This window comes from uncultured Streptococcus sp. (genome assembly GCF_963521255.1).
In the GTDB taxonomy this organism is placed as follows: Bacteria; Bacillota; Bacilli; order Lactobacillales; family Streptococcaceae; genus Streptococcus.
Genome location: NZ_CAUQTU010000003.1, coordinates 41,916 through 52,811, shown reverse-complemented (window position 1 = coordinate 52,811; position 10,896 = coordinate 41,916). Strand labels below are relative to the sequence as shown.

At 42.3% G+C, this 10,896-nt stretch carries 14 protein-coding genes; 13 read left to right on the top strand and 1 reads right to left on the bottom strand.

The window, feature by feature from the left end; all coding sequences use genetic code 11:
- Positions 1–66 precede the first annotated feature (66 nt).
- The 5 genes from RWP09_RS03275 (at position 67) to RWP09_RS03255 (ending at position 4,736) form a co-directional block, all read left to right on the top strand.
- Positions 67–744 carry a tRNA (adenine(22)-N(1))-methyltransferase TrmK gene (locus tag RWP09_RS03275; protein WP_314434052.1) on the top strand — a complete coding sequence of 226 codons (678 nt, stop codon included), beginning with the start codon at positions 67–69 and terminating at the stop codon, positions 742–744.
- The gene (locus tag RWP09_RS03270) at positions 731–1,528 is read left to right on the top strand and encodes a Nif3-like dinuclear metal center hexameric protein (protein WP_314434050.1); all 798 of its coding nucleotides are present in this window, start codon (positions 731–733) and stop codon (positions 1,526–1,528) included. Before RWP09_RS03275 ends, RWP09_RS03270 begins: the two co-directional genes overlap by 14 nt.
- A 16-nt stretch (positions 1,529–1,544) precedes the next feature.
- A complete protein-coding gene (locus RWP09_RS03265; protein WP_314434047.1) occupies positions 1,545–2,648 on the top strand; it encodes an FAD-binding oxidoreductase in 1,104 nt (367 codons plus the stop codon).
- Positions 2,649–2,749: 101 nt separating this feature from the next.
- On the top strand, positions 2,750–3,769 hold the full coding sequence (galE, locus tag RWP09_RS03260) for a UDP-glucose 4-epimerase GalE (protein WP_261065420.1): 1,020 nt from the start codon (positions 2,750–2,752) through the stop codon (positions 3,767–3,769).
- Complete coding sequence (locus tag RWP09_RS03255) at positions 3,753–4,736, top strand: glycosyltransferase family 2 protein (RefSeq protein ID WP_314434043.1); 984 nt, start codon at positions 3,753–3,755, stop codon at positions 4,734–4,736. The genes galE and RWP09_RS03255 overlap by 17 nt, the downstream gene beginning before the upstream one ends.
- Before the next feature lie 69 nt (positions 4,737–4,805).
- On the opposite strand, the gene RWP09_RS03250 is transcribed toward RWP09_RS03255, so the two are convergent.
- Positions 4,806–5,003 carry a ferredoxin gene (locus RWP09_RS03250; protein WP_161683526.1) on the bottom strand — a complete coding sequence of 66 codons (198 nt, stop codon included), beginning with the start codon at positions 5,001–5,003 and terminating at the stop codon, positions 4,806–4,808.
- Positions 5,004–5,048: 45 nt separating this feature from the next.
- On the opposite strand from RWP09_RS03250, the gene RWP09_RS03245 reads away from it, so the two are divergent.
- The 8 genes from RWP09_RS03245 (at position 5,049) to RWP09_RS03210 (ending at position 10,878) form a co-directional block, all read left to right on the top strand.
- Positions 5,049–5,531, top strand: coding sequence for an SAG1386/EF1546 family surface-associated protein (locus RWP09_RS03245; RefSeq protein ID WP_261048732.1), 483 nt, complete (start codon positions 5,049–5,051; stop codon positions 5,529–5,531).
- Positions 5,532–5,539: 8 nt separating this feature from the next.
- Positions 5,540–6,211 carry a (d)CMP kinase gene (cmk, locus tag RWP09_RS03240; RefSeq protein ID WP_314434039.1) on the top strand — a complete coding sequence of 224 codons (672 nt, stop codon included), beginning with the start codon at positions 5,540–5,542 and terminating at the stop codon, positions 6,209–6,211.
- A gap of 129 nt (positions 6,212–6,340) precedes the next feature.
- Positions 6,341–6,679 carry a zinc ribbon domain-containing protein YjdM gene (locus RWP09_RS03235; protein WP_001061584.1) on the top strand — a complete coding sequence of 113 codons (339 nt, stop codon included), beginning with the start codon at positions 6,341–6,343 and terminating at the stop codon, positions 6,677–6,679.
- A 2-nt stretch (positions 6,680–6,681) separates the two neighbouring features.
- Complete coding sequence (locus tag RWP09_RS03230) at positions 6,682–7,311, top strand: Pr6Pr family membrane protein (RefSeq protein WP_153224320.1); 630 nt, start codon at positions 6,682–6,684, stop codon at positions 7,309–7,311.
- Positions 7,312–7,676: 365 nt separating this feature from the next.
- Positions 7,677–8,828 carry an MFS transporter gene (locus tag RWP09_RS03225; RefSeq protein ID WP_314434036.1) on the top strand — a complete coding sequence of 384 codons (1,152 nt, stop codon included), beginning with the start codon at positions 7,677–7,679 and terminating at the stop codon, positions 8,826–8,828.
- Between the two features lie 98 nt (positions 8,829–8,926).
- Positions 8,927–9,676 (top strand): tRNA pseudouridine(38-40) synthase TruA, encoded by a 750-nt coding sequence (gene truA / locus RWP09_RS03220; RefSeq protein ID WP_314434034.1) that lies wholly within the window; start codon positions 8,927–8,929, stop codon positions 9,674–9,676.
- Positions 9,666–10,439 carry a bifunctional hydroxymethylpyrimidine kinase/phosphomethylpyrimidine kinase gene (locus tag RWP09_RS03215; protein WP_000794772.1) on the top strand — a complete coding sequence of 258 codons (774 nt, stop codon included), beginning with the start codon at positions 9,666–9,668 and terminating at the stop codon, positions 10,437–10,439. Before truA ends, RWP09_RS03215 begins: the two co-directional genes overlap by 11 nt.
- The gene (locus RWP09_RS03210) at positions 10,417–10,878 is read left to right on the top strand and encodes an ECF transporter S component (RefSeq protein WP_314434029.1); all 462 of its coding nucleotides are present in this window, start codon (positions 10,417–10,419) and stop codon (positions 10,876–10,878) included. Before RWP09_RS03215 ends, RWP09_RS03210 begins: the two co-directional genes overlap by 23 nt.
- Positions 10,879–10,896: the final 18 nt, after the last annotated feature.

Sequence of the window (10,896 nt, the reverse complement as noted above, 5' to 3'; positions counted from 1 at the left end):
GGTACAAGATTGCCAGCTGAAATGTGGTATAATAAGGGGTAATAGAGTTTTGGAAAGAGAGAGAAGATGATTTCAAAGAGATTAGAATTGGTGGCTTCCTTTGTGCCACAGGGAGCCATTTTGCTAGATGTGGGAAGTGACCATGCTTATCTGCCTATCAACTTGGTCGAAAGAGGCCAAATTAAAAGTGCCATTGCGGGTGAGGTGGTGGAAGGCCCCTATCAGTCTGCGGTCAAAAATGTTGAGGCGCACGGTCTAAAGGAGAAAATCCAAGTCCGTTTAGCCAATGGGCTGGCAGCTTTTGAAGAGGCAGACCAAGTGTCTGTCATTACCATTGCTGGCATGGGTGGTCGTTTGATTGCTAGGATTTTAGAAGAAGGCTTGGACAAGTTAGCTAATGTAGAACGATTGATCCTCCAACCCAATAATCGTGAAGACGACTTGCGTATCTGGCTACAAGAGAACGGATTTCAGATTGTAGCTGAAAGCATCTTAGAAGAAGCTGGCAAGTTTTACGAGATTTTGGTGGTGGAAGTAGGACAAATGAAGCTATCAGCCAGTGATGTTCGCTTTGGTCCCTTCTTGTCCAAAGAGCTCAATCCAGTATTTGTCCAAAAATGGCAAAAAGAAGCTGTTAAGCTAGAGTTCGCCCTCGGACAAATCCCAGAAAAAAATCTGGAGGAACGTCAAGTTCTAGTAGATAAAATTCAAGCCATCAAGGAGGTTCTCCATGCTAGCAAGTGAAGTGATTAATGCGTATGAAGCATTTTGCCCTCAGGAATTTTCAATGGAGGGAGATAGTCGTGGTCTGCAAATTGGCACTTTGGACAAGGATATCCAAAGTGTCATGGTGGCTCTCGATATTCGTGAAGAAACGGTGGCTGAAGCCATTGAAAAGGGTGTGGACTTGATTATCGTCAAGCACGCGCCGATTTTTCGTCCTATCAAGGATTTGGTAGCCAACCGTCCACAAAATCAGATTTACATCGACCTCATCAAGCATGATATCGCAGTTTATGTCAGCCATACCAATATTGACATCGTTGAAAATGGCCTCAATGACTGGTTCTGCCAGATGCTAGGCATTGAGGAGACGACTTATCTGCAGGAAACAGGCCCTGAACGTGGGATTGGTCGTATTGGGAATGTTCAGCCTCAGACATTTGGGGAATTGGCCCAGAATGTCAAGCAAGTCTTCGACCTTGATAGCCTTCGAATGGTGCATTATCAAGAGAGTGATTTGCAGAAGTCTATTTCAAGAGTGGCCATCTGTGGTGGTAGCGGGCAGTCTTTCTATAAGGATGCTTTAGCTAAAGGAGCAGATGTTTATATCACTGGTGATATCTATTACCATATTGCTCAGGATATGCTGTCTGATGGTTTGCTAGCATTGGACCCAGGTCACTATATCGAAGTGCTTTTTGTGGAAAAAATCGCAGCACTCCTTACTCAATGGAAGGAAGAAAAGGGCTGGGATATTGATATCTTGCCTAGTCAAGCCTCGACCAATCCTTTCCACCATATCTAGTTAGAAAGTGAAAACAATGAAAAAAGTTGCCATTATCGGAGCAGGGATTGTAGGTGCAACAGCTGCCTACTACCTCTCTAAAAAAAGTGACCTAGAGGTGACCGTTTTTGACCATGAACAAGGTCAAGCTACCAAGGCCGCAGCAGGAATTATCAGTCCTTGGTTTTCCAAACGTCGCAATAAAGCCTGGTACAAAATGGCGCGCTTGGGGGCTGACTTTTATGTGGATTTATTAGCTGATTTAGAGAAGTCAGGACAAGAAATCGACTTTTACCAGCGTTCGGGAGTCTGTCTCTTGAAAAAGGATGAATCCAAGCTAGAAGAACTCTATCAACTAGCCCTCCAGCGTAGAGAAGAATCTCCCTTGATAGGGAAATTAGCCATTCTGGACCCAGCCTCAGCTAATGAATTATTCCCTGGCTTACAGGGATTTGACCGCTTGCTATATGCTTCTGGTGGAGCGAGAGTAGATGGCCAACTTTTAGTGACTTGTTTGCTAGAAGCCAGTCAGGTCAAGCTGGTCAAAGAAAAAGTAACTCTGACACCTTTAGCATCAGGTTACAAGATTGGTGAAGAGGTGTTTGATCAGGTTATTTTAGCGACGGGAGCTTGGTTGGGTCACATATTAGAACCCTTGGGTTATGATGTAGATGTTCGTCCTCAGAAAGGGCAATTACGAGATTATCAGCTTGCCCAAGATATGGAATCATACCCTGTTGTTATGCCAGAAGGGGAGTGGGATTTGATTCCTTTTGCAGGTGGGAAATTGTCCCTAGGAGCTACTCATGAAAATGACATGGGATTTGATTTGACGGTAGATGAAACCTTGCTCCAACAAATGGAGGAGGACGCCTTGCCTCACTACCCAACCTTGGCTAAGGCGATTTCTAGAGCTGAGCGTGTGGGAATCCGTGCCTATACCAGTGATTTCTCACCTTTCTTTGGGCAAGTACCTGGCTTAGCAGGTGCCTATGCTGCTAGTGGACTAGGTTCATCGGGCCTCACAACTGGTCCTATCATTGGTTACCATCTAGCTCAACTGATCCAAGGCGGGGAATTGACCTTGGACCCTCTAAACTATCCAATTGAAAACTATGTCAAACGAGTAAAAAGAGAATAGAATTTTACTGAAATTTTAGCCTCCCCTCTAGGATGGCAAATGACATTCCCTATCAAAAATGATAAAATAAGAAAAAATAATCCGAGAATCGAGGAAAGAAGATGCAAGAAAAGATTTTGGTAACGGGTGGAGCAGGTTTTATCGGAACCCACACTGTTATTGAGTTAATCCAAGCAGGTCATCAGGTTGTTGTGGTGGATAACCTTGTGAATAGTAACAGAAAAAGTTTAGAAGTTGTTGAGAGAATTACAGGAGTTGAAGTGCCTTTCTATGAGGCAGATATCCGTGATACAGATACCCTCAGAGACATTTTCAAGCAAGAAGAACCAACAGGGGTCATTCACTTTGCTGGCTTGAAGGCTGTTGGCGAATCAACCCGTATCCCACTTGCTTATTATGACAATAATATCGCTGGAACTGTTAGCCTTTTGAAAGCTATGGAAGAAGCCAACTGTAAGAACATCATTTTCAGTTCTTCTGCGACAGTTTACGGAGATCCTCATACAGTGCCCATCTTGGAAGATTTCCCACTTTCAGTAACCAATCCATATGGTCGCACTAAGCTTATGCTTGAGGAAATTTTGACGGATATCTACAAGGCAGACTCAGAATGGAATGTGGTCTTGCTTCGTTATTTCAACCCAATTGGAGCCCATGAAAGTGGTGATTTGGGAGAAAATCCAAATGGTATTCCAAATAATCTTTTGCCATACGTGACTCAAGTAGCCGTTGGGAAATTAGAGCAAGTGCAAGTGTTTGGAGACGATTACGATACGGAAGATGGAACTGGTGTTCGTGATTATATCCACGTTGTTGACTTGGCTAAAGGTCACGTTGCAGCTCTGAAAAAAATCCAAAAAGGTTCAGGTCTAAACGTTTATAACCTTGGAACAGGTAAAGGCTACTCAGTTCTTGAAATTATCCAAAATATGGAAAAAGCAGTGGGACGCCCAATTCCTTACCGCATCGTAGACCGTCGCCCAGGGGATATCGCAGCCTGCTATTCAGATCCTGCAAAAGCCAAAGCAGAACTGGGCTGGGAAGCAGAATTAGGCATCACCCAAATGTGTGAAGACGCATGGCGTTGGCAAAGCAAGCATCCAAATGGATTTGAAGACTAAGATGGTGATTTCAATCATTGTCCCCTGTTTAAACGAAGAGGAAGTACTTCCTCTTTTTTATCAGGCTTTGGAAGCTTTGATTCCTGACTTGGGAGCAGAAATCGAGTATATCTTTGTCGATGATGGATCAAGTGATGGAACCTTAGAACTCTTAAAGGCCTATCGGGAGCAAAATCTGGCAGTGCATTATCTTTCTTTCTCTCGAAATTTTGGCAAAGAAGCAGCCCTCCATGCAGGCTTGCAATATGCGACAGGAGATTTGGTGGTGGTAATGGATGCAGACCTCCAAGATCCCCCTAGTATGTTACTTGAGATGAAAGATTTACTAGACCAAAATGCAGATTTGGACTACGTAGGAACACGGAGAACTAGTCGGGAGGGAGAACCCTTCTTTCGCAGTTTTTGTGCTAATCTTTTTTATCGCCTCATGCAAAAAATCAGTCCAGTAGCCCTGCCGTCAGGTGTCCGTGATTTTCGCATGATGAGAAGGTCTGTGGTCGATGCCATTTTAGCTTTGACCGAGTCCAATCGTTTTTCTAAGGGACTCTTTGCCTGGGTCGGTTTTAAAACCCACTATCTGGACTATCCCAATGTCGAAAGGCAGGCTGGCAATACCAGTTGGAGTTTTAGGCAACTCTTTTTTTACTCCATTGAAGGGATTGTTAATTTTTCAGATTTTCCCTTGATTATAGCCTTTATGGCTGGTCTCCTATCTTGTTTCATTTCTCTACTGATGACCTTTTTTGTTGTGGTTCGGACCCTCATTTTGGGTAATCCGACATCAGGTTGGACCTCTCTCATGGCTGTCATTCTCTTTCTTGGAGGCATTCAACTCTTGACCATTGGGATTCTTGGCAAGTATGTTAGTAAGATTTATCTAGAGACTAAAAAAAGACCACTTTATCTTATCAAAGAAAAAAGTGACCTTCCTGATTTTACAGAAAAAAATAAAGTGAAAAGACTATAATTTTACATGGAAATGTGCTAAACTAGAAAGAGTGAAACGTTCTTGTCAATTTACTACGAAAGATTAGAGTTAATCTTTAATCAAGGCACGTGTCGGACAGTTTCTAACAGCTTCTACGACGTCTTGGCTAGGAGAAATTTCTTTTTCTAGTTGATCAGGGTCATCGTAAAAACGCACGATTCCATTATCGTGGTAATCAAATAAATCAGAATAAGTTTGGCAAAGTCCGCAGGCAATGCAACGTTCAGGTATAAGTGTGATTTTCATATTTATATTGTAATAAGAAAAGTAAAAAAAAACAAGGAGTAAGGTATGGCAAAAGAACCGTGGCAAGAAGATATTTATGAGAATCAAGAGGAAACAAGAACACAACGTCGTAAGAGAGAACAAGGTGGAGGAGTCGTTGCTAACCGTATCTTAACTATCTTAGCAAGTATTTTCTTTGTGATTGTAGTCGTGATGATCATTGTTCTTATCTATCTTTCATCGGGTGGGAGCAATCGCACGGCAGCCTTGAAAGATTTTCACGATTCTGATGCAAATGTAGTACAGATTTCATCTTCTAGTAGTTCAGAGCAGGCATCTTCTAGTTCAGAGGATAAGGAAGAATCATCTACTAGCTCAGAACATTCAACAGATCCAGAAGGGACGACAAAAGTCTTGGCTGGAGAAGGAGAAGCAGCTATTGCAGCTCGCGCGGGGATTTCGATTGCTCAGTTAGAGGCCTTGAATCCTGGGCACATGGCTACAGGATCTTGGTTTGCTAATCCAGGTGATGTTGTTAAAATCAAATAGGAGTTGATATGAAAACCATTCAAATTGCTATCGACGGTCCTGCTTCAAGTGGTAAGAGTACGGTCGCAAAAATTATTGCCAAGGATTTTGGATACACCTATCTAGATACAGGTGCCATGTATCGTGCAGCGACCTACATGGCTCTCAAGAACCAATTAGGAGTTGAACAAGTTGAAGAACTCTTAGACTTATTGGACCAGCATCCAATCAGTTTTGGACGCTCAGAAATTGGAGAGCAGCTTGTCTTTGTAGGAGATGTGGATATTACCCATCCTATTCGTGAAAATGAAGTGACCAATCATGTTTCTGCTGTTGCGGCAATTCCTCAAGTGCGTGAGAAACTAGTTTCTCTCCAGAAAGAAATCGCTCAGCAAGGTGGGATTGTCATGGATGGTCGCGATATTGGAACTGTTGTATTGCCACAAGCAGAATTGAAAATTTTCCTAGTAGCTTCGGTAGATGAACGAGCAGAGCGTCGTTACAAGGAAAATATTGCCAAGGGAATTGAAACAGACCTTGAAACCCTAAAAGAGGAAATTGCTGCGCGTGACTACAAGGATAGTCATCGTGAGACTTCGCCTCTAAAACAAGCAGAGGATGCTGTCTACCTTGATACAACAGGTTTGAACATTCAAGAAGTAGTTGAAAAAATTAAAGAAGAAGCTGAAAAAAGAATGTAAATGTAGAAAAGCCGATAGAGTGATATCGGTTTTTTCTAAATTTGTCAAAATGCTGATTTTAGGGTATAATAGTTGCTGTTCGAGAAATTTTGATTTTCAAAGAATAGTGAATGATGATAAGGAGAAACTATGAACAACTTACCAAATTGCCCAAAATGTAACTCAGAGTATGTCTACGAAGACGGTGCCCTACTGGTTTGCCCAGAGTGTGCTCATGAGTGGAATCCTGCTGAAGTTGCAGATGTAGAAGAGGGCCTTGTTGCTATCGATGCCAACGGAAATAAATTGGCTGATGGTGATACAGTAACCCTCATCAAGGATTTGAAAGTAAAAGGTGCGCCAAAAGATTTGAAACAAGGGACGCGCGTGAAAAATATCCGTATCGTAGAAGGCGACCACAATATCGACTGTAAGATTGATGGTTTTGGTGCCATGAAACTTAAATCAGAGTTTGTGAAGAAAATTTAAACATGTCAAAGAACTACAAACTTATATTTTATAGCCGTATCTTCTTGTTTCTAGCGGCTTTTACGGGAGTTTATCTTGAAATCGCCAAGCATGGTGGATTTGGGATGCTGCTCTATTATACGGTTCTGTCCAACCTTTTAGTCGCGATTTTTACGCTCTATCTCCTAAAGGTTATGAGCCGTTTAGGTGAAAACTGGCAAAGGCCAAGCCTCTTGCGCTTAAAAGGTGGGGTCACCATGAGTATCATGATTACCTGTGTGATTTACCATTTCCTTTTAGCGCCCATTGCGACTAATTTTTATACCCTAGAAAATTTCCTTTGCCACTATATCGTTCCCCTCTGGTTTTTAGCAGATACCCTCTTGTTTGACAAACAGGGTCAATATAAAATCTGGGATCCAGTTGTGTGGACGATTTTACCCTTGCTGTATATGATGTTTGCTCTTTTTAATGGTTTGGTACTGAAACTAGACATTCCTAATTCTAAGGTTAGTCCCTTCCCTTACTTCTTTTTGAATGTGAACAAGGGTTGGGATGTCGTGTTCAAGTGGTGTCTGATTATCTTTGTTGCCTATATGGTAGCAGGATTTATCTTCTACTTTATTAAGCAAATCAAGAGAAAGTCATCCTAATACTCTTCGAAAATCTCTTCAAACCACGTCAGTTTCGCCTTAAGGTATATATGTTACTGACTTCGTCAGTTTCATCCGCAACCTCAAAAACATGTTTTGAGCTGACTTCGTCAGTTTCATCCGCAACCTCAAAAACATGTTTTGAGCTGACTTCGTCAGTTCTATCTACAACCTCAAAGCAGTGTTTTGAGCAGCCTGCGGCTAGCTTTCCAGTTTGCTCTTTGGTTTTCATTGAGTATAAGACACAAGGGATTCATTTTCGAGTTTAAGAAGGAGTCTGTACACTAAAGAGGCTTCTTCTTTTCTTGCTTGTTTGATAACTATCAAAAAATTAGAAGATTAAGAGAAATATAGAAAGAGATTTCATGAAACAATTTTTAGAACGGGCCAGTATTTTGGCTCTCTCCCTCGTTTTGATTACATCCTTTTCCATCTCGAGTGCCCTGCCAGCCATGTTTGAGTATTATCAAGGTTATCCTAAGGAACAAATTGAGCTCTTGGCGAGCTTGCCTTCCTTCGGGATCATGATTATGTTACTACTAAATGGTTTCTTAGAAAAAATATTTCCTGAGCGCTTACAGATTAGTTTGGGATTGCTGATTTTATCACTGAGTGGAACAGCTCCCTTCTGGTATCAAGCCTACCCCTTTGTCTTTGGAACAAGGATTCTTTTTGGTTTGGGTGTTGGAATGATCAATGCTAAGGCCATTTCTATTATCAGTGAACGTTACCAGGGAAAAACGAGAATACAGATGCTAGGGTTACGCGGTTCTGCAGAGGTCGTTGGGGCTTCTCTCATTACCTTGGCAGTCGGCCAGTTGTTGGCCTTTGGTTGGACAGCTACCTTCCTAGCCTATAGTGCTGGATTTTTGGTGCTGACCCTTTATCTGCTCTTTGTCCCTTATGGAAAAGAAAAGAAAGAGGTCAAGAAAAAAGAGAAAGAAGCAAGTCGCTTAACTCGGGAAATGAAAGGTTTGATTTTTATCCTAGCTATCGAAGCGGCGGTTGTAGTTTGTACCAATACGGCTATTACTATTCGTATTCCAAGTTTGATGGTGGAACGAGGTCTTGGAGATGCCCAGTTATCTAGTTTTGTCCTTAGTGTCATGCAGTTGATCGGGATTGTGGCTGGGGTGAGTTTTTCTTTCTTGATTTCTATTTTTAAAGAGAAACTGCTCCTCTGGTCTGGTATTACCTTCGGCTTAGGGCAAATCGTGATTGCCTTGTCTCCATCCTTGTGGGTGGTAGTGGTAGGAAGTATTCTGGCTGGTTTTGCCTATAGTGTAGCCTTGACGACAGTCTTTCAACTGGTCTCTGAAAGAATTCCAGCCAAACTCCTCAATCAAGCAACTTCATTTGCTGTATTAGGCTGTAGTTTCGGAGCCTTTACGACCCCATTCGTTCTAAGTGCAATTGGGTTACTAACACAAAATGGAATGTTGGTCTTTACAATTTTGGGAGTTTGGTTGATTGTAACTTCTATCTTTGTCATGTACCTACTTCAAAAGAGAGCTTAGGATTGGTTCCTAAGTTTTTCTTTTTAGGATTTTTGTACCCATACAGTATTTATTTTAGGACCTTGTCTACAGACTAATTTCTTGATAAAATGGAAGTTATGACAAGATATAAAGCAACTATTTCCTATGACGGTTACGCCTTTGCTGGTTTTCAGCGCCAGCCTCATGCGCGTAGTGTTCAGGAAGAAATTGAAAAAACCTTGACGAGACTCAATAAAGGGAAAGCAATCACTGTTCACGGTGCTGGTAGGACTGATAGTGGGGTTCATGCTTTGGGACAGGTGATTCATTTTGACTTGCCCTATCAAATGGATGAGGAAAAACTTCGCTTTGCCTTGGACACCCAGTCCCCTGAAGATATTGATGTGATTTCGATTGAGCTAGTGGCAGATGATTTTCATTGCCGTTATGCCAAGCACAGCAAGACCTATGAGTTTATCGTGGATAGGGGTCGTCCTAAAAATCCCATGCGCCGTCACTATGCCACTCACTTTCCCTATCTGCTTGATGTGGATCGGATGCAGGAGGCTGTCAAAAAGCTAGAGGGCACCCACGATTTCACAGGTTTTACAGCCTCTGGGACTAGTGTGGAGGATAAGGTTCGTACCATTACAGAAGCTAGTTTAACAGTCGATAAGACGGGCCAGTTTTTGACTTTTACCTTTTCAGGAAATGGTTTCTTGTATAAGCAGATTCGCAATATGGTGGGGACACTGCTCAAAATCGGCAACAAGCGTATGCCAGTGGAGCAGATTGACCTGATCTTGGAGAAAAAGGACAGGCAGCTTGCAGGTCCCACTGCAGCACCAAATGGTTTGTATTTAAAGGAGATTCGTTATGAAGAATAATCGCATTTTAGCACTTTCTGGAAATGATATTTTTAGTGGTGGTGGTTTGTCCGCGGATTTGGCTACTTATACCTTGAACGGCTTGCATGGCTTTGTAGCAGTGACTTGTTTGACAGCTTTAACAGAAAAGGGCTTTGAAGTCTTTCCAACTGACGATACCATTTTTCAACATGAATTAGATAGCTTGCGTGATGTGGAGTTTGGGGGAATTAAGATTGGTCTTCTCCCTACTGTCAGTGTGGCTGAGAAGGCATTGGACTTTATCAAGCAACGCCCAGGAGTGCCTGTGGTTCTGGATCCTGTCTTGGTCTGCAAGGAAACGCACGACGTAGCAGTTAGTGAACTCTGCCAAGAGTTGATTCGCTTTTTCCCTCATGTCAGTGTGATTACACCTAATCTTCCTGAAGCAGAATTATTGGCAGGTCAGGAAATTAAAACCTTGGAAGACATGAAAACTGCAGCTCAGAAATTACATGACTTAGGCGCGCCAGCAGTCATTATCAAGGGAGGCAATCGCCTTAGTCAGGACAAGGCTGTAGATGTCTTTTATGATGGACAAAACTTTACAGTCCTAGAAAATCCTGTTATCCAAGGGCAAAATGCTGGTGCAGGTTGTACCTTTGCCTCTAGCATTGCCAGTCACTTGGTTAAAGGTGATGAACTTTTACCAGCAGTAGAAAGCTCTAAGGCTTTCGTTTATCGTGCTATTGCACAAGCAGATCAGTATGGAGTAAGACAATATGAAGCAAACCAAAACAACTAAAATCGCCCTTGTATCCCTATTAACCGCCCTCTCTGTGGTTCTAGGTTATTTCTTAAAAATTCCAACACCGACAGGCATTCTAACTCTTTTAGATGCGGGTGTCTTCTTCGCGGCCTTCTACTTTGGTAGTCGTGAAGGGGCTGTAGTAGGAGGACTAGCAGGTTTCTTGATTGACCTCTTATCAGGCTACCCTCAGTGGATGTTCTTTAGTTTAATCAACCATGGCTTACAGGGATTTTTCGCAGGATTTAAAGGAAAAGCTCAGTGGTTAGGCCTTATCTTAGCAACGATTGCCATGGTAGGGGGTTACGCCTTGGGTTCTACATTGATGAATGGCTGGGCTGCAGCCCTACCAGAAATCCTACCGAATTTCATGCAAAATATGGTAGGGATGATTGTAGGATTTATTTTGAACCAAAGCATCAAGAAGATAAAGTAAAAAGTTAGCTGTTCAAGC